The organism is Mesorhizobium sp. M0184, assembly GCF_040322215.1.
In the GTDB taxonomy this organism is placed as follows: Bacteria; Pseudomonadota; Alphaproteobacteria; order Rhizobiales; family Rhizobiaceae; genus Mesorhizobium.
Genome location: NZ_JAMYSZ010000050.1, coordinates 1 through 24,776, shown reverse-complemented (window position 1 = coordinate 24,776; position 24,776 = coordinate 1). Strand labels below are relative to the sequence as shown.

Genomic DNA, 24,776 nt, shown 5'->3' with positions numbered 1-24,776 from the left:
GCCGCTGTCGCCAAAAATCCTCTGAAGGCGCCAGCAATTCATGGGCGGCAGTTATGCTCTGCGCCTGTTCATCGCTCAAAATTGGAAGGCGACCATCTTCATCCAGATTGGAGTGCCTAGCGAGGGCTCGCGCGTCCAGCACCTGGCCATTGGGGCCGCCAAAGCAAACATCGACATCCTCTGTACCCGTCGCCACACGCCAATGGCTGGAGTGGACTTCAAGCAACGAACCTGCCGGAACGCCCGAGCGTTGAGCCAACACCTCCAGGCGTCTGACTGTGACAGCCTCATCGCCAACGAGAGCCTTGGGCAGACACATTGGATTGGGATGATATGGCCCAAAGCCTAGGGCCCGCGTCATCGCTGACAACTCTTGCGCGGATTGATCCCATCGCAGACAGCCTGCCGCATCTGGGCGTCGACGTTTTGGAAAATAGCTTCTGTTCACCAGCGCCTGCGGATAGGCAGTAAGCTTCCCATTCTCGAGGCCAGTTAAGAGCTCGCGGAAGCCCTCGATCGCGGCTTCATAGCATTTAAGGTTCAGGGTCAGTGCCGTATCGGTGGGCGCAATCAGCACCTGGCGCTGAACCACGACGTCACCCGTATCAACACCATCATCGAGCCGATGCCACGTGATGGCATATTCGGTCTCTTGCGCCAGCAGCGCCCAGGACGTCGCGTGCGTTCCCGCATATCGTGGCAATGGACCGTCGTGGTAATTGAAAGCACCTTGACGCACGCGCCCAAACACGTCCGGTGGCAATATCAACGGATTGGCAACGGAGAAAATCCAATCCACCGGCTCAGCCTTCAAAAAAGAGGAGAGCTCTTCAGCACTTTCCATGCAGGGGATATTGGCGCGAGCCGCCCAATCCGCGAATATGGCGTCGCCACACAGGGCCGCACCAATGACGTGGCCCATCTCCGTTGCCAGCTGAGCGCATCTAACTGCAAGCGTACCACCGCCAACAAAGACACTCGAGCAGATTGATCGCGCTGCAGGATGCCTATCCTGATCGCCTGGTACGCAGGCACTTCCGCGCGCCGAAGAAGACCGAGGTGCCATCTTCATCCCTCCCGCAGTTCACCCACCAAGCTGGGCAGTTCCCGTCCTAGGCGCCGCCCTCCGTAATCGCTCACACTGGTTCGAATCTGCTCGGGGGGCCTACGATCGCTAGTGTAATCTCGCGTCCATTGACGGTAACGAAGCTCTTGCGCGGCGGAGCCAGATCTTCCCAATCCCCGCCAAGCTCCCAGGTCACCAAATATCGTCGCCGGCAGTATCGCAGCTGCCACCCTACCCTCGTCTGAGTTTCCGGTGTGCGTGATCATCGCGCGACTTCTCCTCAGTCTATGCGCCTTGTTAGAAGACTACGCACGTATCGTGCCAAAAGGTGAAGTCGTTCTCAATCAATATGGTAGCAATAATACTTCTTTGTCACCTATCTGACATCGCCAGACATCGTGCCGTTGAGCGCGCTATCAATCGGCACAAGCCTTTGTACTTGGCCTTGAGATCGGATTGAAGCGGGCTGCAACAAGTGCTGGCATATAGAGCGCTTGTCGGACGATGGCCCTTCCGCCAGCAATGAAAGCGCGTTCGGTCCATCGTCCGGATTGTCGGCTCATCGGAGCGAGACCTCATAAGGAGGTTGCGGCTTTTTCGTCGAGTCTCCGAGTTCTGGCATTTCGATGATTGGCGTAAAGGCCGTCGCAGTGGAAATTCCGGGAATGGAGACAAGGAGGGCGAAGCGAGCTTTCAGGCTATCATCGGCCTGGATCAACCGCATCATGCATGATGCGGTTGAGGACGGCGCAGCTGATGGCGACTTCGGTCTGCTGAACGGGAAGCGACCGTGCCCGCAAACGCCGCCCGATGGTGGACTTGTATCGCCCTATGGCGGTCTCGACCAGCGAGCGTTTGCCATAACCGTTGGAGACCTGCCATTTCATCCGGCCGTCTCTGCCGATTGCGGCGATATGCTGGTCCCTTTGGCCGGCAGGTCTATCCTCGAATGGTTCGACCGCGTTGGCACGAGGCGGAATGACGATTGCGGCGGCAGCGCTATGATCGATGACTGCGTCGTAAGTCGGTTTTCCGTCATAGGCGCCGTCAGCAGTAAACTGTCCGATCGGACCGCCAATCTGGTCGAGTAGTGGCTCAACTTGAGAGACATCGCCAGTGTCCTGATCAGTCAGGGTATGGGCAATGATCTCGCCGCTGTCGGCATCCAGTGCCAGATGCAGCTTGCGCCAACTGCGACGGGATCTGGCGCCGTGCTTCTCCTCCAGCCACTGACCCGCGCCGTAGACCTGCAGGCCGGTGCTGTCGACGAGAACATGCACTGGTCCCTCCGGCGAACCTGGCGATCATGCCGTTTGTTGGGCGATTGCCATTTCCGCGCCCGACGGCTCAGGGTGGTATGATCGGGGACAGCGAGCGCCAGCCCCATCAGTTGCAGCACCGATTCCAGCAAGCCTTCTGCCTGGCGCAGCCGCAGGCCAAACACAAGGCCCAGCGTCAAGGTGGTCTCGATCGCCAGATCAGAATAGCGGTGCTGGCCGCCACGTGTCTTGCGTCTTGGCGCTTGCCCCTTGGACAGGGCTTCCGGCGTCACCCACAGGGTCAAACTGCCGCGATGGCGAAGTCCTGCCTCATATTCTGGCCAGTTCGTCACCCTGAACTTCATCTTCTCAATATGATGGCGGCGGCTGGCATTGTGTTTGAAAGGCATGGCTACGCTACAAAGGCTTTTGCGCTTACCGCTTGCCTAAACCCCCACCAATAAAAGATCCGTGCACCAACGCCGCGGCGGAGCCTTTGTCGAGATTGGTGACGACGAAGCGGGTGTCGAGGCCGCGGGTGGTTGCCTCGATGCGGGCGCAGACGCGACGTTGCATCTTCCAGGATTTCGCCTTGTATCGGATCTCGGCATAACCGCGCAGCACCGGCTTTTGCTCGAGCGCGCGGCGGGTGCGGATGTCGTCGGCGGCTTCATCGACGAGACGCTAGAGAACCTTGTTGCCGGGCAATCCGAAGAGGTAGTCGAGCGCTGTTCTCGCACCAGGCCATGACCTCCGCCCGGCCATAGTGGCCGTCGCCGCGGACCAGGATGCGGGTGGCCGGCCAGCGGGCGCGGATGCGCCGGACGAGCCGGCGCAGATGGCTGCGGATCTCCTTGCCCGTCGGGGTCTTGCCAGGACGCAGGATCATGGCGACCGGACGTCCGGTCGCGGCGTCGTATATGTGGATCGGCAGGAAGCAGCGCTCGTCGTAATGGGCGTTGAAGAGCGAGAGCTGCTGATGGCCGTGAACGACATCAACCGTGTCGTCGATGTCGAGCGTCACGCTTTTGGGCGGCGCGGCATAGCTCGACAGCCACAGATCGACCAGCACCCAGCCGAGCCGGATGACGGTGCGCAGGTCGGGCAGGTTCTCCAGGCGCGAGCAGGTCGGCTGCGAGCACAGATCAATCCCGCTGTCGGGCAGCCGCCCGCAGGCGAGCTTGAAGGCCAGGTCCGTGCGCAACCGATCGAGGTCGTTGGCATCCTCGTAGCCGCATGCGATCGCAAAGATGCGAGCGCGCGCGCAGAATGTCGGCCATGGCGTGCGTCACCCGCTGTGGGTCGCGCGGATCGTGGATCGCAGCGGCCAGCCTGTCGGCCAGTTGCAGGCGTCGCTCGGCCGCGGCCAAAAGCATGACGCCACCATCCGAGGTGATGCGTCCGCCGTCAAACGCAGCTGTAATCTTCTTGCGTCCAACGGCTGGAAATGAGAGCGGCAGCAACGTATCATCGGTCATGGCGGGTGTGGCTCGCGAGGAGTGGTGGCAGGGCTGGCTTAGACAACCGAATCCTACGCCAAATCAATCGCTTACGCTACATCCGCCAATCTCTCGGACGCTCCGTCGTGCATAAGACGGGCTAGCCTCTGGCATCCCTCGGACGAGGTTGCTCATTGCGGTTGGAACACGCCCTTTCGCAAAGGCTCGCCGCATGAGATGCTTATCGCGACAAGCAAAAGCTGCATCCATTGAATTACACCGCAGGCGAAGCTCGAGGGCGACGGGCCGTCGTTAGCTCCACATATCGCTCCTCACAGGTCAAAACACCGTCTACTTGGTGGCGAGAAAGCAAGCCTTTGACAGTTGAGAACATATTCCGCGAGGGAGAACTATTGTCAAAATAGGAAATATCTTGACTGACTGCTTCAGTCCATGACGCGTCATCTTTTGAGATGACGAAAAGATTGTAATATTCGCTAATTTAACGAAGTATGTACCGACGATACAGCTCATTTCCGGGGCCAACAACTAGCATATTTTTTCCTTTTCATCATAATGTCCTGTTCAATCCCGTTCTAAATGTTATGGTTGAGGCGCGAGTCATAAAATATTTTCCTGGGCCTATATGACCACAGCATGCAGTCTGTTTGTGAATTAAACGAGGTCTACTGGGCCAAATTGGAAAGCGGGTTCGCGTACCCGGGCCTAGTGGCATCTTGTCTTTCTGACGATGAGCTCATGCGAGCCGACAAATATCGCGTCGAGCCTGCCCGCAGGAGCTTCGTTGTTGGACGTGCCGCCCTTCGTACCCTCCTAGGGCAACGCCTGAATGTCTCCCCGGCGTCGATTAAATTCGTGTACGGACCTCACGGCAAGCCTCACATTCTAGACGAGGATGGGCGGGACCGTATCCATTTCAGCATTAGCAACACCTCTGATTTCATCGTCGTTGCGCTTTCATCCTCCCGCGTCGGAATCGATATTGAGCAAGTCTTGGCAAGAGACTACTCGGATCTCTACGCATTTGCACTTTCCGGTGATGAAGCTCGCTTTGTGGGCGGGCTTTCCGCTGCCCTTAGGGAGCGTGCCTTTTTGCAGCTGTGGACGCGGAAAGAAGCCCTCCTGAAGGCGATGGGCGTTGGTCTTTCAGACGTTTTGCCTAACATGGATGTGTCGTGCGACGAGCGAATGCATAACTTGTCGGCTGTGGGCCATAGTGGCCTGACAACGCATGCGCAATTTCGTGTCTCCACTATCGACATAGGGGACACATGCATGGCTGCAATTGCGCTACAGGAACCGGCCGCTCCGATCAGCATATATCCATACAAAATAGATCAATTTTAAGCCGCCTCGGTGCTGCCCACTTTGAAACCTGATAGGGTGCAGGCCTTGGTAAACATTAATTTCCCACCGAGATAGGCAGACCGATGAACGTTGTATATCTGGCACGGTAACGTTAACCGGGCAGCGATCAAAATGTGGGATCTGGCGGCATGACCAGATTTTCCCGTGATCCTCTTTATCGTCGCCACCGATTTCCGGCGCAGGTGATTGCCCATGCCGTTTGGTTTGGCTCTATTTCCGGTTTCCGCTCAGCCTGCGGATGGTCGAGGATATGCTGGCAGCTCGTGGCGTCATCGTCTCTCACCAGACCGTGCGACTTTGGGCTGAGAAATTTGGCAGACACTTTGCCAATGATATCCGGAAGCGATCGGCCGGCAAGCTCGGCGACAAATGGCATCTCGATGAGGTTGTCATCACCATCGGTGGAAAGAAACACTGGCTTTGGCGCGCCGTTGATCAGGACGGGTTTGTTCTCGACTTGTTGGTGCAAAGCCGTCGCAATGCGAAGGCGGGAAAGCCGCTTGATGCGAAAGCTTCTGAAAGGGCAAGGCCGTTCGCCGCGTGTGATGATCACCGACAAGCTTCGATCCTACGGTGCGGCGAAGCGGGAGATCATGCCAGGCGTCGAGCATCGCTCGCACAAGGGCCTGAACAATCGGGCGGAGAACTCTCATCAACCCGTCCGACGGCGGGAGAGGATCATGAAGCGCTTCAAGTCAGCGCGACATCTTCAGCGTTTCGTTTCCGTCCACGACCCGATCGCCAACCTCTTTAACGTTCCCCGCCACGATATTCCATCCACCCACCATCGAGAACTGCGAGCAACTGCCATGCAAGCATGGCACCAAATCGCGCGCCTTCACGCCGAATGAACCAAAGCCTCACTCCCAGATCTTGTTTTCACAGCGTTAAGTTTACGGTGCCAGCGTGACGTAGTGGCGCGGAGGGGGTTTGGGACGCAGAATCATCGAACGCACGATGAATCATGGCGGCGTTTTAAGCAGGCCTAATCGGCCCGAAGCTGCGATTTTGGCCAAGTTGTGGAACGTTGCCGGAACGGATTGACGGTGAAGGCTCAGCGACCTGAGAATTCACTCCTGAAACAGGGAGTGAACGTATGGGTTTGCGTGTTTCGCCTGAAGCTTTGGCTGGGGAATGGAGCCTCTTTTGGCGACAATGACTTTGTGAACGCCAAGCCGGCCGGGTCGAGGCTCGGACTGGCGGTGCAGTTGAAGTTCTTCGCACCTTCGGATACTTTGCCACCGACGCGACCGAGGTTCCGGCCGAGGCGATTTCGTATCTGGCCGAGCAGCTCGGTGTCCGCGAGGCCGGTCTCGACGTTAGTAGTGGCCGCCTGGAGTGAAGCGACCGAATTGCTGATCGAGCGCGGCGCAAACGTCAACGCCGGGTCGAAGATTGGGGGTCCGCCCCTGATGGCGGCGGCCGCTAGAAACCGGCTTGAATTTATCACGCTGCTGTTGGTGCATGGCGCAAATCCGAACTCGACCGCGGGGAAGCAGACCCCCCTTCATGTGGCCGTCAAGCATGGCTGCCTCGACTGCGTCACGGCGCGCACCGATTGCCACAAAGTTGGCTGCGCCCGATGTCGAGAAGGGCCGGATTTATTTCGGCGGAAATTGCAACGGGTGTCACAACAACGAACCAGGCAAGGGCCGCAAGACTGGTCCGAACTTGTGGGAGGTCGTCGGCCGCGACAAGGCATCGGTGCCGGAATCCAATTATTCCAAGACTTTGCGGGATTGGGAGGGCGCGTGGACTTACGAGGATCTGAACACCTTTTTCTATGATCCCGTCCTCACCACGCCCGGTGTCCTCATGGAAATTTCCGGCGTTCCCGACGAAACCGAGCGTGTTAATCTGATTGCCTATTTGCGTACGCTAAGCGACAAGCCGATCCCTCTGCCCTAAGTCCAGGCTGATGCGCGAGTGCGGCATGCAACTCGATGTGCTTCCACAGCTCCGCTTCGGTTTGGGTGTAAACGACCCAGGACATGATTCCATTCGTGGGTAATGTTTGCAGCTATACGAACAGCCCGTGGCAGGCTCCCCCGTTGGACCTGATTAGCTCTCGTACCGATTTGATGCCACGAAATCCAAAGATCGTTCGCCGCGACCTGGCTGTGACTCGGCGCCGAACCATGACCCCACGCAAATCGCCCGTACGCTATTGATATAGCGTTCATGTCGCTCTGAAAGAGGGTCGACACCGGCGCCGGTCGTGACATTTCCTGGGTCAAGAAAAGCGGAATAGTTCAAACGGTTCACCCACATTGGGGCAGGGATCACGGTTTGGCGCCGGTTGACACTACAGACCCGCAAGCAGTCATCGGGAATTAATGTGGAGACATAATTTTCAACGTCCCACGCGGCGCCGGCCAGGCGCCGCTCATGATTGGAGTCCTGTGCCGCTGGGATGCCATCGGTCCAGCGGCAATCGGAACATCGGCCTATTTGGCTTTGCCCAGCAAGAGGTCGAGATCGACCGCGCCCGCCATCACCTTGTACCCGGCATCGTTGGGATGGAGGTTATCGCCGCAATCGTAGTCGTCACGCAGGTATCCCGGCCTAGCCGGGTCTTCCATTACCTTGTCGAAGTCGATCACGCCGTCGAAACCGCTGCCGCTGCGGATCCATTCGTTCACGGCGACGCGGATCTTTTCCTTCTCGGGCGTGTAGTAGCCTTCGGTCGGAAGCCGTTTGAACGTGTCGGCGAAGGGGGTCAACGTGACGGCGACAATGCGCACGCCATGCGCATGCGCGCGGGCGATGAGTTGCTTGTATCCGGTGATGATGTCTTCGGCGGTCGGTTCCTTGTCGTCCGGCGTGATTGCATTTTCGCCGGGCCAGCCGATATCGTTGATACCCATCATCAGGACGACGGTTGATACCTGAGGATGGCTGAGAACGTCGGAATCGAAACGCGCGAGCGCGTTGACACCCATGCCGTCGGTCAACACGCGATTGCCTGAAAACGCCTCGTTCACCACCGCGACATTACGATTCGCCTCGTGCAGCCGCGTGGCGATATGGTCCGGCCAGCGATTGTTGGCGTCTGGCGTCGAGCAATTGCCGTCCGTGATGGAAGCGCCGAAAAACACGATCGCTTTTGAATCCTGCGCGGCGTCGACCAGTATGTTGCTCAGGAACAGACGCGATTTGAGTGTGCTGTCGGCCTTGAACGTGGCGTCGCTCGTGAAGTTACCCGGGCCGGAAATGTAGGCCGTTTGCACGCCGTCCCAATGCACAGAGGAGAGCGTGGTCTTCTTCGGAAGGAAGATGCTGACCGAGATTTCGGAAAGCGCTTTTGCCGGAAGCTCGACCGGATCGCTGAGGATCGGCGCACCCGCAGGAATCACCACCGAACTCTTACCGCCCCAGGTGAGCGGTTTCGCCTGGTCAACGCTACCGTCCTTGCCTGCGATTCCGACGCTGCCGGCGCCTATGGTCAGCGGCTTGGTCCCGAAGGCATTCGACAGGACGACACGCACGGAATTGCCGCCCACGCTGACGCGGGCGACCTGACGGACCGTCTGTGTCAATGACCACGGAATCGGGACCCTGGTTTTTCGCGCAAAAGGGATTGGGGGTGTTGAAGGGCACGCCGGTAAGCGCCCGATCAGGCGAAGCTGGTCGGGGTTGCACAGCCTGATCGGGCGCGACTGATTGGCTTTCGGACTTCAGCTTTGAGAGCGGCTCTTGAAGCGCCAGGATTCGTTGCCAGTCTCGACGATCTCGCAATGATGGGTGAGCCGGTCGAGTAGCGCGGTGGTCATCTTTGCATCGCCAAAGACGCTCGGCCATTCGCCGAAGGCGAGATTGGTGGTGATGATGATCGAGGTGCGCTCGTAAAGCTTCGAGACCAGATGGAAGAGCAACTGCCCGCCGGCCTGGGCGAAGGGTAGATAGCCGAGTTCATCGAAGACGACGAAGTCGAGCCGGGTAAGTTGATCGGCAATGCGGCCCTGCCGGCCGGCACGGGTCTCGGTCTCGAGCCTGTTGACGAGGTCGACGACGTTGAAGAAGCGCCCGCGTGCGCCGTTGCGGATGAGAGAACGGGCAATGGCGATCGCCAGATGCGACTTGCCGGTGCCTGTCGGACTGGGCTCATAATGCCCGTTATCAGGATGGCGAGGCAAAGAAGATTGTCCGTTACGCCTTTCATCCACGTTCGGGCGGGGAGATTTTCGTCACACGCCGTCAGCGTTATTGCGGTGAGCCGGCCTATGTCGGGCGACAACCGGATGGCAGCCTGGCGCTGATTCCGATCTGGATGACGGAAGAGATCGCCCTGACGATGGCGGTTCGCGAGGCGCCCCGTTTTCCCCTTTCATGCCTGCGCGACCTGCGCCGCGAGGTCGATGCATGTCTACGTTTTCTGCAGAGCGACTCACGCCAGCCAGGAGACGACCATGCAGCGCAGGCAATGCCGAACTGACCAGCCAGACCTGTTTTCCAAGAAGGCTCCGCCATCGAGTCTTCCAGGCGAAGTCCGGGAACGCACCCTCCCGCTGATCGAGACCTTGCTGAGGGAAGCGGTGGTGAGCCAGACGGGACGGGAGGCAGATCATGAAGATCACCGCTGAACATCTCGCGCGCGGTGCCTATGTCTATGTCCGGCAGTCGACGGCCGATCAACTCGTCAACAATCCCGAGAGCCGGCGACGCCAATATGGCCTTGCCGAGCGAGCGCGGTCCCTTGGCTGGAAAGACGCCATCGTCATCGATGAAGATCTCGTTCGTTCAGGGTCTGGCATCAGCCGTCCGGGCTTTGAGAAGCTTCTGGCGGCGATCTGCGAAGGTCGGGTTGGTGCGGTCCTCGCCATTGAAGCCTCCCGGCTGGCCCGCAATGGCCGGGACTGGCATACGCTCATCGAGTTTTGCGGCCTTGTCGGAACGCTCATCATCGATGAGGACGGCATCTACGAACCGCGTCATCCCAACGACAGGCTGCTGCTCGGCATGAAGGGCACGATGAGCGAACTGGAGCTTTCGATCCTGCGGGCCCGCTCGATCGAAGCCCTGAAGCAGAAGGCACGACGGGGCGAACTTTTCCTGAGGTGGCGATCGGTTACGTCAAGTCGGGCCGGAACCGGGTCGAGAAAGACCCGGACCTGCGGATCCGCGAGGCGATCGATCTTGTATTCCGGCGTTTCGACGAACTGCAGAGCATCCGGCAGGTGCATCTGTGGTTGCGCCGCGAGGGCATTATGCTCCCTGCCGTAAATTACACGCGCGCGGCGGACAGGGCGATCGTCTGGAAGCTGCCCGTCTACAATACGGTGCACCACATTCTCACCAACCCGATCTACGCCGGCGCCTATGCGTTCGGGCTGCAGCAAAGTCACCATAGAGGCCGGACGCAAACGGATTTTGCGTGGGATCAGGCGCGATCGCGCCGACTGGGAGGTCTTGCTCATCGACCATCACGAAGGTTACCTGAGCTGGCACGATTTTGAGAGGTATCAGCGCCTGATCACGGACAATGCCACAAGCAAAGGCCTGGTGCCGCGCGGTGCTCTTCGCCGGGGCGAGTTGCTGCTCGGCGGTCTCTTGCGCTGCGGCCATTGCGGCCGCAAGCTGCATGTCTCCTATTCCGGCAGCAACGGCAATACGGGGCGCTATCATTGCCGCGGAGCGCAGGTCAACCACGGAACCGACCCGTGCATCGGCTTCGGATCGTTGCGGGTCGATCAGGCGGTCAGCGCGGAGGTTCTTCAACGCCTTCAACCGCTCGGCATGGAAGCGGCGATCAAGGCCATCGAGACCTCCACCGTGCAGGCTGGAGAGAAGCGGCGCCATGTGGAGCTCGCACTCGAGCAGGCACGTTATGAAGCCGCCCATGCACGCCGCCAGTATGACGCCGTCGACCCGGACAACCGGCTTGTAGCAGGCGAACTGGAGCGACGCTGGAATGCCGCGCTCGTAGCCGTCCGCGAGCGTCAGGACGAGCTTGACGCGCTCGACCGCCACAAGCCTGAGGCTCTGGGAGAAGAGGAACGGCGGAGCCTGCTGCGCATGGGCGCCGATCTCGAACTGGCATGGCATCATGCCAACGCCACCGCCACCACGCGCAAGCGGATCATCCGTGCCGTGATCCGCGAGATTGTCGTCGCCATCGAAGACGACCACATCAAAATGCTGGTGCATTGGCAGGGCGGCGACCATACCGCGCTTTCGGTCAGGAAGAACAAGGCAGGCCATCACCGTTGGGGCGCCCCGCCGGACATCGAGGACCTGATCCGTGCCCTGGCACGCCAATTGCCGGATAGAGCGATCGCATCGCTTCTCAACCGGCTCGGCAAAACCACGGGTCGTCTGAACGGATGGACGCAGTCCCGTGTCTGCACTTTCCGCAACCAGCACGACATCGCCGTCTACAAAAAGGACGAACGGTCGGAGCGCGGCGAGTATACATTGCAGGAAACGGCTGCGAAGCTCGGCCTGCGGCCAATGACCGTGCTGCGCATGATCCGCGCCGGCGATCTGAAGGCCAAGCAGTATTGCAAGGGTACGCCCTGGATCATCCGTCATGAAGATATCGAGCAACTCGATATCCAGCACCATTCCGGCAGGAGCGGACACAGTCCATTATCACAATCACAGGATCAGCAGATCCAGCTTTTTCAATAACATAGCGAGGTGTGCATTATGTCGTGGGATCGGGCCCGCCGACCAGGACGACATTGCGCTGATCGGCGACGAAGGCGCCGGCGGCGAGGTCGCGGATCAGGCTCTCGTTGACCGGCGTGCCGGCAAAATCGAAGTCCTCGATATCCTTGGCCAGCGGAAGCTTGGCGACGGTGAGCTGGTACTTGATCGAGCGGGCCTGCTTCTCCGATATCTCGGCCCGCAACAGATCGCCGACGATCTTCGGCGGTTCGTGCTGCCGCTTAATGGCGACGCCCATGATCTCGTCATAGGCCGCGCGCATCCCGAAGAGTTTCAGCGCCCCCATCAGTTCCAGTACTTCGGTGCGTTCCATGGCTGTTCGTCCTCCTGAGGCTGTCATAGCGGGCGCAGTCGGCGATCGGCTCGTGAGCCAGCTTCAGCGCCTGGGGAATGGAAAGGATCGTGCCCGGCGCCGGATCGCGGCTGCGGGCCAGGATGTTGAGGATCACCGCCGCCGACGAGACGCCGTGCTCGATGGCTTCCTGGCAGGCGGCCTCGACCGCGCTCAATCCGTCGGTCAGCACGCAGGTGAGGATCGACACCATCTGCCGGTCGCCGTCATCAACCGCCTTGAGCTTGCGGCGCACCTTCTCCATTGCCGACGGCAGGACCCAGCCAAGGAACGGCGCGCCGTTGCGCAATCCGCCCGGCTTGCGGGCCAGCACCGGCACGTAGTGCCAGGGATCGTAGATGACCTCGTTGCGGCCGAAGCAGCGGGCATGCTCACCCACGACCACGCCGTCCTGGCGGATAATGATCCGGTCGGCATAAGCATGGATCTCGACCGGCCGGCCGACGGCACTCGACAGCACCGAGTATTTGTTGTTGTCGAAGCGCACCGTGCAGGTCTTCGACACCGACGCGGGAATGCAATGGAAGCCGTCGAAGCGACCGGCATAGGGAATGAAGCTGGCCCGCTCTTCTTCGAATACGTCCCAGACCGTGCGCTCGCCCTGTTCAGGATGCCGATGCGCCTTGGCATAGGCAACGCATTTGTCGGCCAGCCAGCCGTTGAGATCCTCCAGCGTCTTGAAGCGCAGCCTCGGTGTGAAGAAGCGCTCGCGCACCAGCCCGACCTGGTTCTCGACTTGCCCCTTCTCCCAGCCGGCCGCCGGTGTGCAGGCCTCCGGCTCGACAAGGTAATGCCCGCACATCTGCGCAAAGCGGCGGTTGTAGCGGCGATCCCTGCCGATGAAGATCGCGTCCACCGCCGTCTTCATGTTGTCGTAGATGCCGCGCGTGCAGGCGCCGCGGAAGAAGCCGAACGCCCGGTCATGGGCGTCGAACACCATCTCCTGCGTTTCGCGCGGATAGGCCCGGACGAAGAACATACGGCTGTGGCAAAGCCGAATGTGCGCCACCTTCACCGTTACCGTCACGCCGTCGAGCAGAACGATCTCGTGGCTCCAGTCGAACTGGTAGGCCTCGCCCGGCGCAAAGCTCAACGGAATGTAGGCTTCGGCCGCGGCGCTGCCGCGATCCGCCTCCCAGCTTTGAGTATGCCGCCACACCGAACTGTAGCTGCCGTCATAGCCGAGGCCGCGAAGCTCCTCGAAGATGCGGATCAGTGTCAGCCGCTCCCGCTGAGACTTGGCCGCATTCGCCGATAGCAGCCGATCCAACTCGTCAGGCCATGCGCCCATCCGGGGATAAGGCTGATGCTTGCGCTCGTAGCGGAACTCTGTCTCCTCGGAACGCAAAACCTTGCGCACCACCTTCCGGGAGATCTTCAGCTCCCGGCAGATCGCCTTGATCGACTTTCCCTGCACCAGCGACAGCCGGCGTATCTTTGCAATCGTCTCCACAACCAACATCCAAAACACAAATGCCTCCGATCAAACCGGAGGCATCTTGATGACCCCATCGTTAAAGGGTCCCGTTTGGACGAAAATCACCCCTCAAACAGGGTCCTCATTCCATGAAAAATCACAGATCATCCCCCTTGCTGGTCGCGGAACGATCGTCGGGGGCGATGTCGCGGACACAGAAATCGGGCGCACGGGTCGCTTTCGGACGGAGTTGCAAAGTCGGTTTGCCTCAAAATCCGTTGGCCTTGTCAGAGGAGGCTGGCTGCCTTCAGCCATAGCGATCCAGGGCGACTCTGTCGTGCTGCCGGATCGTTGCGTCGTTGCCGAGCTCGATCGCCGATTAAAGGATGGCATTCCCAAGTATACCGGGCGCAGCGATTTCATCGACCTGTTCGCCGACCACGCCATCCGCATCAATCCCGCGCTATTCGCTCTCGAGGGGGACAAGAGGGAACACCCGACGGCGGAGTCGGCGAAACGCAGTCTCGATGAGTCGGTAAGAAAGCTGCGTTCGGCGCTTCCAAAAGCGATTCTGGTTGCGGACGATGCCAATGGTCTCAAGGGCATCCTCGGGCTCATCGAAGACACCCGAAGCGGCATGGATCGCAAGCAGGATTTCCTCATCCACCTCAATCCCAGGCTTCAATCTCCGACCGCCCAACACAGAGTGCAATCCGTCGGCAATGAGGTCGTCGCGACCGCGAAGGCTTGTGGCCTTCAAGTGCGCTCGCTCGTCGTCCTTGCAGCCCTCAGTTTAGTGGTCGTCGCAAATGGGAAGAGTCCGGCCAAGGGTCTCCTGAAGTTCAAGGCGAGTTACGGAAGAGAGGAAGCCTACAATGCTCTGGCTGATCTGCGTTCGCTCGAACTGCTGATGCATATCTTTGCCATTTGGCCAGATCATCGCGTGATATTGTGCACCGCCGATAAGGACCTGGCGTTGTTCTGGAGCGGGATTGGCGCGTCCAACTTCGTGCGACATGTGGGCAACATCAGCTTCGACATCAACGCGGCGGCCCTCTTTCCCGGCGTTACTCAAGAACAATGGAGGACGTGGCTCACACAGTGATTCGATCACCCTGGCGCGGGCTGCAATCTTTACCACGCTCGGAAAGCCCAGGTCGGCAAAAAAGAGCTATCTCGGCGCGACCTCAGTCTCGCTGCCGTTTGAACGTCCTGCGCTATGGCGCTGCTCGCCTGAAGCCATCGGCGGATTTTCCGGGAAAGAGGGCCCGAGCGAAGTCGATTGACAACCTCAAGGCCTGGATCCAAGCCGGCGAGTACTCAGCGCTGTGGCGCACGTTCAATTCTGCTGACTTCGCTGATATAGCTCGAAGACCCACGGAGAATGGTGGTGCTCCTGATAGACTAGGCTGAGGTGTTTTTTCGAGCGAGTCACCCCGACATAGAACAAGCGCCTGGCCTCGCGAAGGCCCGCGGGAGTGCTCTTATCGCGCGTGCTCGGCATGTCGGAAGCATTTACCCCATACATGATGACCGCATCGAACTCCCGCCCCTTGGCGCTGTGCAGGGTGCTGAGGTTGAGACGTCCAGATCCCTCCGTCCGTCCGGCGAAATGCGCCAATGGCATGTCCAGATCGCGGGCCGGATCGGTATTGGAAGTCATCTCGTCGCAAACGTCCCACTCCTGTTCGGAATTGCGAGCCATCATGCGCCATGGCGTGATGAGTTCTCGTGCGACCCGTTGCAGCCAGACGTGAGTGGTTTCGCTGCTTCCGAGTGAGGTGCTCAGAAATCCCATGAGTTGGGCGGACAGTTCCTCTTCCTCACGCTCACTGGCGTGGCGCCCGTAGACGAGCGTCATCGCTTGCGACAGAAGCCGAGCATATGGCGGCTCGGCATCGCGCCAACCGCCCGTGATCCAGCGGGCACATTCCTCAATTAAGCGCGCAAGGCGGGAACTTCTTTTGATCAGGGCGTTCGTGTCGGTTCGGAAAAAAGGGACTCCCGCCTCCTTCAAAGCGGCTGCCACCTTGTCGCCGAGCCAGGCAGCCCGGTAGAGAACCGCGATTTGCCCCAGTTCGACCCCTTGTTCGACAAGCTTCGGGATGATCGTGTTGGCGACCGCCTCAGCTTGATTGTCGTGTCCGTACGGAACTGGCCAGAAGCTGAGATCGCCGTCGGGAGCGCCATCGATGCCGTGATAGTCGCGCTCCTCGCCAAGAGCACCGAGCGAGGCTCGAATGATCTTCGCGCCGGAACGATAATTGAAGCGGAGCCTGATCGTGCGCACATCGGAGCGGCGCGTCAGGCTTTCCAGCAGCTCAGGGTTGGCGCCGGCGAAGCCGTAGATCGACTGGTCAGTGTCGCCCACCGCAAACAGCCGAATGCCGCCTTCGAAGCAAAGCAGGAGGAGGACGAGCTCGTGCAGCGCATGACCGAGATCCTGGTATTCGTCGACAAACAACACGGGGAAACGAGCTCGAACAGCGTCGCGTATCCAGCCGTTCGCCTTGATCATGCGATAGGCGATCAGCGGCATGTCGTCGAAATCGATCAGCCCTTGCCGGCGCAGCTCCTCCTCGTAGGCTTCAACGAAACCAGCCAGCTCGGGATTGCGCCCCCGCCATTCGGGCCGCGTACGATCGACATCGCGGACGCGCTTTTCCGACGCGAACTTCCATCTGTCGTGAGGGTTGCCCGAGCCGTTGATCGATTTGCTGTATCCCGCTTCCACAGCGGCCCGCATCTGGGATTTGCTCGCGACCTTGAAGTCCGCGGGAAGCGCAATGGGCACGCAGCGCGCATACGGGCCGATGACCTGGCTTAGCGCGAAGCTGTGCACGGTGCCGATGAAAGCGCGGTCTCCAGGTACGATCCCGAGGCGGGCGAGGCGTGTTTCCAGTTCGATCGCGCAGTCGTTGTTGTAGGTGATACAGGCTACGCCGCGAGGATCGGGTACGTCCTGGATCACGGCGCGTGCCATGGCGATCGTCAGCGTCTTGGTCTTGCCGCTTCCCGGGCCGGCAAGCACGACGCAGTGACCTCCTTCTACGACGGCGGCGGCCTGCTCCGGATTGGCCTTGAGGTCTGCGAGGGCTTGGACAAGGGGCCGGTCGCTAAGCATTGGCAACCAAAGCCACGACGTTGTTGATGGCGTTTTCGATATAGGCGGGCGGATTGGGCCCGATGGTTTTCTTTGCCAACCGGGCACCGAGCCGGCCTTTTCCAACGCTTGCGACCATGGCCAGCAGCTGTTCAGGAACAACCGGCGTGCCGGCGCGCCAGGCAGCAATGCGATTGGTTCTGACCGACCCGAAATCCTGTTCACTCAAGATGTCAAGGAGCGGATTCAGCAGGCCGGGCGTGTTGGCGACGGACACTTCGAAGGTCTGATCGTTCAGGAATATGCGGGATTTCGCCGCTTCCACGGCAAAGCCGGAATAATCCACCGGCTGCCACGCCGCGAGTTCGGCCGCAGTCAAAACAGGAATTCCCCGCAGGGTGCGCATGTCCTGCCAGAGATCGAGGGTTCGCTTCTTGCCCAGAGGAGGCTTGCTCCCGTCGAGCGGATCCCAGTCGGTGACAACGCAATAGGGCAGTGACAGCGCCTCGGCGAGCTTGACGTAAGGACGGAAGTTCGTGCCGGCGACGTTGCATAGGGTAATGCCGAGATCATCGAGCGAGTGGCCGAGCGAGGCGGCGAAGACAGGCACGAGCGCCTCCTCCGCATCGCCCTCGACGAAGATGACGCCGCGCGCGAACAAGAGTTCGGCGCGGGACGCGTCGAGATAGTTCTCCAGATCATCGAGTTCGTCGGGCGTCACCGGCAGGTTGGCCAATGAGAATGCCTGCGTCGCGCCCCCTCGCCTCTTCAGCTGAACGATCGACCGCAGCGGCGCGACTGCTGCCAGTGTAGGCGAGTGGCTAGTGACGATCATGGCCTGAGAGGCCTCGGCATTGCCGAGCAACTTCGCGAACACCGATCGCTGCAGGTGCGGGTGCAGGTGCGCCTCCGGCTCTTCGATGCACAGCAGCGAGAAATTGCGCTCGTTCTTCTTCCGGCGCCAGGCGAATTCCGCAAGCTTCAGCGCCAGCAGGGCAACGTTCGCCGATCCCAGGCTGGCCTCGGCGATGCCGCGTTTGCCATCATCGATGAACATCGCAATCGCCCGGAACAGGCGAAGCGGGTCGGCCGGTGCAAATCTCAGGCGCGCATCGATGTCATGCGCCTTTCCCGACAAACGGGCTATCCCGGCACGCAGTTCATCTTCCAGCGTCTTGATGGTCGGAAAGGCCTCAAGCGTCTTGCTCGCCTTGTCCAGCTCGGTCGCGACAGTGCCGAGATCCGCGCGGCTTATCCCTGAGACGGCTTCTTCGAGCAGATGGCGCAGCGGGGAGGCCCGCCAGCTGCCGAGCTGACCTTCCGCGTCGCGCAAGGCATCGAGCAGATCGATCGCAATGCGCCGGCGCACCTTGCTCGGCAGCGAACGTGTTTCGTCGCCGCCGCCAAAGACCAGAAACTCGCAATCGGCGCCCGATTGGGGCGGCCCGGCAACGTCCGACTTCTTGCGGAAGATGTAGCTGAGCCGTGCGATACTCGGATCATGAGGCGCCCGAAAATCGGTCAGCAGCGCGGTCAGCGACATGTCCGACGCGAAATCCGAGATCTCTAGATGGACCTCGATGGGCGCGCTGTAGTCGGTAGGCCCGCCATCCCAGAAATCGGTGAGCTTCAGCTGCCTTGCCGAATCGGGCAGTGTCGGATCGAGAATGAGCTGGATCGCGAACAGCAGATTGCTCTTGCCAACTCTGTTTTCTCCGAGCAGCACGACATTGCCGGCCAGCGCGACGTCGATCGATTGAAAATTCCTGAAATTCCTGATGCTCAACTTGCTGAGATACATTTTCCGCCCCAACGTCTAAGCTTTTTCTTTGCCTGAGCTTCAATAGCGGGTGATTTTGGGCGATCACAGTGCCCTGTTGGAAGAACATGACCAAAACCGATGCCTATTCGTTCCACTGACGTCGTCGATGGCATGCTGGCGCTTCGCAGCGCTCGCGCTTCCGCCGCGCGGGAAGGTGCAATCGGTCGTGAGATCGTCACCCTGCCCCTGCTCGCTGCGCGCCTTGTCGGCGGCTTCGCGACACCGGCCGGCACCGACGTGCTCTATCCGGTAATCCAGGCGGCGCTAACCTCGGAAAGCTTTCGCGACATCGGAACGGTGGCAGCGTTGCCAGGGATGCCGCGCGCGGTCCTGCATGCGCTCGATTGCGCCTGGCGGGCGGATCTCGATCTGTCGTCGCTGGCAGGCGGGACGCCGAGGTTTGATGACCTGCATGTCATCGAGACCTACGTCCGCGATCACATTCCACCCGCGCGTATGCTGCCGCGTGATCTTCGCGACGCCGCCCTCAGGCGGGTCGATCTTGCGCGCGGCTTGCTGGGTCCGGTGACGCTTTCGGGAGTGGCGGACATCGATCCACTTTGGCGGCCGCTTGTCAATAAGCTTGCTCGCGTCACCGATCTCACCTGGGAGCTGCCGGAACCTGTCGAACAACCGTGGTTCAGAGGGTCGATCCGGAAAACGCCGGCGACGACTCCGGTCCGAACAACGGCCGAGGCGAGCGCGGACCCCAAGTCGGAGGTCGTCGAGGCGTTGCGTTGGATCCGACAGCTGCTCGCCACCGGGAAGGTTAAGGCACAAGATATCGCCGTCGCCGCGACTTCGACTCCTGACTGGGACGATCATTTTCTGGCCTATGCGAGAAGCGCCGGGCTGCCACTGCATTTCTCTCACGGCGTGCCCGCCTTGAGCACGCCGGAGGGCCAGGCCTGTGCCGCGCTGGCGGACATTCTGGTAAACGGTCTCGATCAGGAGCGTATCTGGCGCTTGATCCGACGCCTGCCGTCGCGTCCATTTGCCGGCTTGCTTCCGCCGGACTGGTTTGCTGCTGTTCCGCGAAGCGCGGGTCTGCGGAGCCTCGGCCAGTGGCAGGAAGTGCTGGCGGCGGCCAGGCCGCAGCGCGCCGATGGTGAACTGGCCGAGCACGTCCTGCTGCCCATTCTCGAGCTTCTCGCGCGCGGAGCGGAAGTGGCCGGGGAAGCGGGTGCACGGATGCTGAGCGGCGCCAGCCTGGCGATGTGGGAAGAGGCGCTGCGAAGCGCGCCTGCAAAAGCCATTGCCCTGTCGTTGCAAGCGTTGCGCGTCGTCGACCAGCTTGACCCGGCCAACAGCGTCGTGTGGTGCCCGGCGTCGCAATTGGCCGCATGTCCGCGGCCCTACACCCGCCTGCTTGGCCTCACCAGCCGGTCCTGGCCGCGCTCGGAAAACGACGACCCGCTGTTGCCGCACCATCTGCTCGACCGCCGCAGGCTCCATCCGGCGGGTGTCGCTGAACGTGACCGACGCCATTTCGCGGTCATCCAGGCGCACACCCGCGAACAACTCATCCTGTCGCGGCCGCTGCGCAACGCCAAGGGCGGCGTTCTGTCGCCAAGCTCGCTCTGGCCCTCGGACGAGATCGTGCACAAGCGCGACCGCATTCCAGGGCATGCTTTCAGCGAAGCGGACAGGCTGTTGGCGAGACCCCGCGATGCCGGCCAACTCGCGCATGTTCGCCAGAGCCAGCTTTGCTGGCGCAACTGGCAGTGGCCTTCCACGTTGACACCGCATGACGGCCTCTCAGGCGCCAACCATCCGGCGATAGAAAGAGCCTTGGCGAGAGTCCAGTCGACGACGTCGCTCCAGCGGCTGCTGCGCGACCCGCTCGGGTTCGTCTGGCGTTACGCGTTGGGTTGGCGCTCAGCGCGATTCCAGTCCGACCCGCAACTCGATGCAGCCTCGTTCGGCGAACTGGTGCATGAGTTGATCAGCGGCGCGATCGCGGCGCTCGAGCCTGCGCCGGGGTTTGCGCGCGCGAGCGCCGGCGAGATCGAAGCGGCGATCGGTCATGCTTCGACGGCGATCCTGAATGCCTGGCCGCTTCAGCGTTCAGTGCCCCGGCCGATTCTGTGGCGGCATACCGTGAATGAGGCTGCGCGCCGCACGGCCAGAGGCCTTGCCGCCGACGATCAGGTCAGATCCGATACGCGCAGCTGGACGGAAGTGCCGTTCGGCCAGCGAGATGCCGCGCAGGAGGAGGCGCCGTGGGACACGACGGTCGCGGTGTCGATCCGACAAAGCGGCCTGGTGTTCGGCGGCCGCATGGATCGGCTCGATATCCGTGCCACCGGCGATGGCGCGCGCATCACCGACTACAAGAGCGCCAAGCCGCCTCCGAAACACCAGCGCATCGCGTTGGGCCAGGGACGGGAACTGCAGCGTGTGCTTTACGCCATCGCGGTACGCGCGTTGCTGCCCGAAGTCAGGACGGTTGTGGCGCGCCTGATCTATCTCGCCGACGATCCGACAACTTTCGAGCTCAAGGGCGACGAGCTGGATGCGGTGGTGAACGAAGCGGCAGGCTATCTATCGGCGGCAATGGCGATCCTGCGCAGCGGCAGCATTGCGCCGCGTTGGGAGCAGGACGCCGACTATGACGACATGCGCCTGGCGCTTCCGGCCGATCGCGAAAGCTACCTGCGCCGCAAGGCCTCCGAGTTCCGGCGGCCAACCAGCCGCTCAACCGGCTGTGGAGCGCCTCGACATGATGCTCGTCGACCAGGACGCCCGCTGCCGGGCCATGACCGATTTCTTCTCGATCCTGCTGGTCGAAGCGGCCGCGGGAACCGGCAAGACCTCGCTGATGGCGGGTCGCGTCGCGATGATGCTCGCAGCCGGCCATCATCCCGGTGACATCGCTGCCATCACCTTCACCGAACTCGCGGCGAGCGAGCTCGCGCGCCGCATCAGGCAGACGATTGAACTGCTATTGGCGGGCGATGTTCCTGCTTTCTTAAAGTCCGTTCTTCCCAATGGCCTTTCGGACCAGCAGCACGATGCGCTCGTCGCCGCCTCTCCCCGCCTCGATGAGCTGACGGCAACGACCATTCATGGATTTTGCCAGGCGATCATCCGCAGCCATGGCGTCCAGGCTGGCCTCGATCCCGGTGCCCGCGTGGTCGATGCGGGCGTTGCCGACAATCTGTTCATGGCCGAGCTGTCGGCCTGGTTCGCGCGTCGGCTCGCGGCCGATGCGGCGCAAGCTGACCCGATCGTCGTCCTGGCCGAGGAAATCCCGCTTCAGGTCGTTGACCTTATTCGGGAACTCGCGAGCCTCCGGCGCAAGCATCCCGATGCCCAACCGATCCCTCCCTCTGCCGACGCACGGCCGGACATTGATTTCGTCCAGGCGGTGGACGATTTCGACCGATGGCAGGCAGGCGCAGCGCCGGACAAATGGCTTTCCGACATCGCGCACGAGCTGCGCCGGCTTGCGGAGCGCTATCAGGATTGTCTTGCAAACAAGGAGGATTTCGGAAGCCTGTGGCGGCTTTGCGATCCGGGAGCCGGCCGTCTCTTCCAGCGCAAAGGCCTGCAACTCAAGACCTACGACGAGGCCGCGCGGGGCTTCGGCGCACATCGCAACGGTGCCGGCGCCGGAGATGGCCGGGCGCTCTATGAAACCGTCGTCATCGCCTGGAGCGAGCTCGTCGGCCATATCGCTAGCACGCTGGTGTGCTCGCTATCGGCCTCGCTCGACCAGCTGCTCGAAAGCTATCAGGCGCGCAAGCGGGCTGCCGCGGTGCTGGATTTCGACGACCTGCTGATCCACGTTCGATCGCTGGTGCGCGGCCACGAGGAGATGCGTCAGGCCATCAGCCAGCGCTATCTCTATGTCCTGGTCGATGAATTCCAGGACACGGACGGCATCCAGAACGAGATTTTGTTCTCGATCGCCGCTGAAGCTCGACCTGCGCGATGGGAAGAATCGGAGCTGCGGCCCGGCGCGCTCTTCCTGGTTGGCGATCCGAAACAGGCGATCTATCGTTTTCGCGGCGCCGACATCGAAGCCTACGAGCGCTGCCGCCGCCTGATCGATAGCCAGGATCAGGGCGCGGTGCTCGAGATCACAGCCAATTTCCGATCGCTGACACCGATCATCGATCATGTGAATGCCTGCTTCGAACCGGTCTTTGCCAAGCCGTCGCAGCCCCGATACGTCGCGCTCGCACCCACACTGTTCGAGGTGTCACACCCGCTTGCCTGCGTGGCGCGCTTCACCGTCGAGGTGGCGGCCGAGGGACGCATCTACGCCGAAATGTTTCGGGAAGCCGAGGCCGAGCGGGTTGCCGACATATGCGCCTCCTTGATCGGCAACATGCCGATACAACGCGCCGACAAGACATGCACGCCGCTCCAGGCCGGCGACATCGCGCTGCTTTCGCCGGGACACACGGAACTGTGGCGCTACGAACGGGCGCTCGAGCAGCGCGGGCTCGCGGTATCCTCGCAAGCCGGGCAGACGCTTATGCGACGGCAGGAAACGCAGGACATCTTGGCATTGTTGCGGGTCCTCGCGGATTCGTCCGATACGCTGGCCTTTGGCGCGCTGATGCGCGGTCCCTTGGTCGGCTTGAGCGACCAGGAACTGCTCGATATCACCGCGACCCTTGCCGCCAGCGAAGAAGGCCAAAGCTTTTTCACCGTCCGAACGGACCCCCAACTGGTGCAGCATGCGGTGGCAAGGCACATTCTCATCGAGCTGCAACAGCTTCGCCGGCGGGCGTCGATTGTGACGCCGAGCCTGATTCTTGCGGAAGCCATCGAACGTCTGAACGTTCGCGTAATCATGGCGGCGCGACATCGCAACCGAAGTGCCCGCGCGCTCGCCAACCTGGACGCCCTGATCGAGAGAGCGCGCGGCTACGCGGTCGCTGGCCTGCGCACATTCATCCGCGAGCTGCAGGCAGATTGGGAACGCAAGGCCCGAGCGCAGGAAGGGCGCATCGACGCCGCCGAGGATGCCGTCGAGATCGTCACCATTCACAGCGCCAAGGGCCTGGAGTGGCCGGTCGTCATTCCGGTCAATTCCACGACCGAGCTCTACCGGCCGGATCAATTCGTGCATCGGCAATCCGACAACAGCCTGCATTGGATGCTCGGCGGCGTCGCGCCGCCGGAGCTGGCGGTGGCACGTGCAGCGGAAAGCCTGGAAGATGCCAATCAGCGAGAGCGGATCTGGTATGTGGCCTGCACGCGGGCACGGGATCTGCTGATGCTGCCGCACATTCCTCAGGCGTCCAAAGATTCCTGGTTCAGCTCCATAGACCTGCGTCAGCAAGACATTCCCGAACTAGACCTTTCATCCTTTGCACGGCGGGAAACGCCAGGGCCGGTCTCTCGGCCGAACGGGCAGTCTTCGGACATTTTTGCCGCCGAGCAGCAATCCGTCGACGAAAGCGCACCGCCAATTGTCTGGCGCCGGCCCAGCGAGCATGACGCCGATCGGATCAGCGATCCCCTCGACGGGGTCGTAAGCTCGGAGACTCATGCCGAACATCTTGAGGTTGTCGGCGCCGGGGCGCGCCGCGGTGTCATCCTTCACAAGCTGAGGGAAGAGCTTCTCACCGGCGAGCTTGCTGTCGAACTCGGCGCTAGCGTGTCCCGCGCGCTCGAATTGCTCGAACAGCTGATGCCCGACGTCGACGACGGCGAACCTCGTCCAGACCCCAATGAGATGGGAGCCACGGCGCTCCGCGGCCTCGCATTGCCGCAGATTGCCGAACTGCGGCCCAATCTCGTCCCGGAAATCGCAATCTGGAGCCATGACGAGATTGGCCTTATCGCCGGTCGTGCCGACGCTTTGGCGATCATCGAAGACAGGGTCGACGCTGCGATCGACTGGAAGTCTGATGTGAATCCCTCGCCGGCGGTGCGCGAAGCCCATGCGCAGCAGCTGCGCGATTATCTTTCTGCGACGGGCGCCAGACGCGGCGCGATTGTCTACCTGACGAGCGGCGAGATCACCTGGGTCCAACGGGCGGACAGAGTGAGCCGCGATCAATAGTGTCCTGAGGGTCGGTTCGCAGCCCGCAGGCATGCCCAAGCAAAAACCGGATGCCTGTTTTTCGCACCGCGGTCTCACCCTTTGGGCGGCGGGCTACTGCAGTCCTGCCGCGGACGGAGCTACATCCCTGGTTTTACAAATTTTACACGTCTTGATTTTCGGAAGAACATATGACGTGCGACCTTGGCGCTGCCGAAAGCAATACCGCGAGCGACGATCATGCCTGGAGGTAACC

At 61.1% G+C, this 24,776-nt stretch carries 14 protein-coding genes and 7 pseudogenes; 11 read left to right on the top strand and 10 right to left on the bottom strand.

The annotated features are described in order from the left end of the window. From NKJ23_RS32190 to NKJ23_RS32175, 4 genes and pseudogenes are all read right to left on the bottom strand, one after another. Positions 1-922 (bottom strand): formyltransferase family protein (locus tag NKJ23_RS32190; protein ID WP_352496475.1); only part of this gene is annotated, 922 nt, incomplete at its 3' end. Between the two features lie 570 nt (positions 923-1,492). After that, positions 1,493-1,793 (bottom strand): annotated as a pseudogene (locus tag NKJ23_RS34800) (transposase); the annotation flags it as partial. Continuing rightward, positions 1,768-2,735, bottom strand: a pseudogene (locus tag NKJ23_RS32180) (IS5 family transposase). The pseudogenes NKJ23_RS34800 and NKJ23_RS32180, both read right to left, overlap by 26 nt. A 76-nt stretch (positions 2,736-2,811) precedes the next feature. After that, a pseudogene (locus NKJ23_RS32175) lies at positions 2,812-3,803 on the bottom strand (IS1380 family transposase); the annotation flags it as partial. 618 nt (positions 3,804-4,421) lie between these two features. Here NKJ23_RS32175 and NKJ23_RS32170 point away from each other — a divergent pair. The 4 genes and pseudogenes from NKJ23_RS32170 (at position 4,422) to NKJ23_RS32155 (ending at position 7,061) form a co-directional block, all read left to right on the top strand. Next, complete coding sequence (locus NKJ23_RS32170; protein ID WP_502902599.1) at positions 4,422-5,132, top strand: 4'-phosphopantetheinyl transferase family protein; 711 nt, start codon at positions 4,422-4,424, stop codon at positions 5,130-5,132. A 149-nt stretch (positions 5,133-5,281) separates the two neighbouring features. Next, positions 5,282-6,004 (top strand): annotated as a pseudogene (locus NKJ23_RS32165) (IS6 family transposase). Positions 6,005-6,172: 168 nt separating this feature from the next. Then, positions 6,173-6,676 (top strand): annotated as a pseudogene (locus NKJ23_RS32160) (ankyrin repeat domain-containing protein); the annotation flags it as partial. Between the two features lie 46 nt (positions 6,677-6,722). Further along, on the top strand, positions 6,723-7,061 hold the full coding sequence (locus NKJ23_RS32155) for a c-type cytochrome (protein WP_352684721.1): 339 nt from the start codon (positions 6,723-6,725) through the stop codon (positions 7,059-7,061). A 539-nt stretch (positions 7,062-7,600) separates the two neighbouring features. On the opposite strand, the gene NKJ23_RS32150 is transcribed toward NKJ23_RS32155, so the two are convergent. Next, positions 7,601-8,641: an SGNH/GDSL hydrolase family protein gene (locus NKJ23_RS32150; protein ID WP_352496472.1), complete on the bottom strand. Its 1,041-nt coding sequence runs from the start codon at positions 8,639-8,641 to the stop codon at positions 7,601-7,603. A gap of 189 nt (positions 8,642-8,830) precedes the next feature. Next, positions 8,831-9,247, bottom strand: a pseudogene (locus NKJ23_RS32145) (ATP-binding protein); the annotation flags it as partial. Positions 9,248-9,423: 176 nt separating this feature from the next. On the opposite strand from NKJ23_RS32145, the gene NKJ23_RS32140 reads away from it, so the two are divergent. From NKJ23_RS32140 to NKJ23_RS32125, 4 genes are all read left to right on the top strand, one after another. Beyond that, positions 9,424-9,588 (top strand): hypothetical protein, encoded by a 165-nt coding sequence (locus NKJ23_RS32140; protein ID WP_352496471.1) that lies wholly within the window; start codon positions 9,424-9,426, stop codon positions 9,586-9,588. Positions 9,589-9,719: 131 nt separating this feature from the next. After that, complete coding sequence (locus NKJ23_RS32135; RefSeq protein ID WP_352496470.1) at positions 9,720-10,376, top strand: recombinase family protein; 657 nt, start codon at positions 9,720-9,722, stop codon at positions 10,374-10,376. Further along, on the top strand, positions 10,331-10,609 hold the full coding sequence (locus NKJ23_RS32130; RefSeq protein ID WP_352496469.1) for a recombinase family protein: 279 nt from the start codon (positions 10,331-10,333) through the stop codon (positions 10,607-10,609). The genes NKJ23_RS32135 and NKJ23_RS32130 overlap by 46 nt, the downstream gene beginning before the upstream one ends. Continuing rightward, on the top strand, positions 10,524-11,783 hold the full coding sequence (locus NKJ23_RS32125; protein WP_352496468.1) for a recombinase zinc beta ribbon domain-containing protein: 1,260 nt from the start codon (positions 10,524-10,526) through the stop codon (positions 11,781-11,783). The genes NKJ23_RS32130 and NKJ23_RS32125 overlap by 86 nt, the downstream gene beginning before the upstream one ends. A gap of 34 nt (positions 11,784-11,817) precedes the next feature. Here the strand turns inward: NKJ23_RS32125 and NKJ23_RS32120 are convergent. Together NKJ23_RS32120 and istA are read right to left on the bottom strand one after the other, a co-directional pair. Next, positions 11,818-12,135, bottom strand: a pseudogene (locus NKJ23_RS32120) (ATP-binding protein); the annotation flags it as partial. After that, on the bottom strand, positions 12,068-13,636 hold the full coding sequence (gene istA, locus NKJ23_RS32115) for an IS21 family transposase (RefSeq protein ID WP_352496477.1): 1,569 nt from the start codon (positions 13,634-13,636) through the stop codon (positions 12,068-12,070). The gene istA and the pseudogene NKJ23_RS32120, both read right to left, overlap by 68 nt. 37 nt (positions 13,637-13,673) lie before the next feature. Between istA and NKJ23_RS32110 the strand changes: the two genes are divergently transcribed. Further along, positions 13,674-14,696: a hypothetical protein gene (locus NKJ23_RS32110; RefSeq protein WP_352684718.1), complete on the top strand. Its 1,023-nt coding sequence runs from the start codon at positions 13,674-13,676 to the stop codon at positions 14,694-14,696. Positions 14,697-14,930: 234 nt separating this feature from the next. Here the strand turns inward: NKJ23_RS32110 and NKJ23_RS32105 are convergent, their stop codons facing one another. After that, entirely contained in the window at positions 14,931-16,715 is a 1,785-nt protein-coding gene (locus NKJ23_RS32105) for an ATP-dependent helicase (protein WP_352496467.1), read from the bottom strand. Further along, entirely contained in the window at positions 16,708-18,495 is a 1,788-nt protein-coding gene (locus NKJ23_RS32100) for an ATP-dependent nuclease (RefSeq protein ID WP_352496466.1), read from the bottom strand. Before NKJ23_RS32100 ends, NKJ23_RS32105 begins: the two co-directional genes overlap by 8 nt. Positions 18,496-18,594: 99 nt before the next feature. Here NKJ23_RS32100 and NKJ23_RS32095 point away from each other — a divergent pair, with 99 nt between their 5' ends. Together NKJ23_RS32095 and NKJ23_RS32090 are read left to right on the top strand one after the other, a co-directional pair. Then, on the top strand, positions 18,595-21,387 hold the full coding sequence (locus tag NKJ23_RS32095; protein ID WP_352496465.1) for a PD-(D/E)XK nuclease family protein: 2,793 nt from the start codon (positions 18,595-18,597) through the stop codon (positions 21,385-21,387). Beyond that, entirely contained in the window at positions 21,275-24,541 is a 3,267-nt protein-coding gene (locus tag NKJ23_RS32090) for a UvrD-helicase domain-containing protein (protein ID WP_352496476.1), read from the top strand. Before NKJ23_RS32095 ends, NKJ23_RS32090 begins: the two co-directional genes overlap by 113 nt. The last annotated feature ends 235 nt before the right edge of the window (positions 24,542-24,776 follow it).

Bases quoted from the DNA above. Each gene is read 5' to 3' on its own strand.
- NKJ23_RS32170 (WP_502902599.1), top strand. From the start codon at position 4,422: ATGCAGTCTGTTTGTGAATTAAACGAGGTCTACTGGGCCAAATTGGAA.
- NKJ23_RS32140 (WP_352496471.1), top strand. From the start codon at position 9,424: ATGACGGAAGAGATCGCCCTGACGATGGCGGTTCGCGAGGCGCCCCGT.
- NKJ23_RS32135 (WP_352496470.1), top strand. From the start codon at position 9,720: ATGAAGATCACCGCTGAACATCTCGCGCGCGGTGCCTATGTCTATGTC.
- istA (WP_352496477.1), bottom strand. From the start codon at position 13,636: ATGTTGGTTGTGGAGACGATTGCAAAGATACGCCGGCTGTCGCTGGTG.
- NKJ23_RS32105 (WP_352496467.1), bottom strand. From the start codon at position 16,715: ATGCTTAGCGACCGGCCCCTTGTCCAAGCCCTCGCAGACCTCAAGGCC.
- NKJ23_RS32100 (WP_352496466.1), bottom strand. From the start codon at position 18,495: ATGTATCTCAGCAAGTTGAGCATCAGGAATTTCAGGAATTTTCAATCG.
- NKJ23_RS32095 (WP_352496465.1), top strand. From the start codon at position 18,595: ATGCCTATTCGTTCCACTGACGTCGTCGATGGCATGCTGGCGCTTCGC.
- NKJ23_RS32090 (WP_352496476.1), top strand. From the start codon at position 21,275: ATGACCGATTTCTTCTCGATCCTGCTGGTCGAAGCGGCCGCGGGAACC.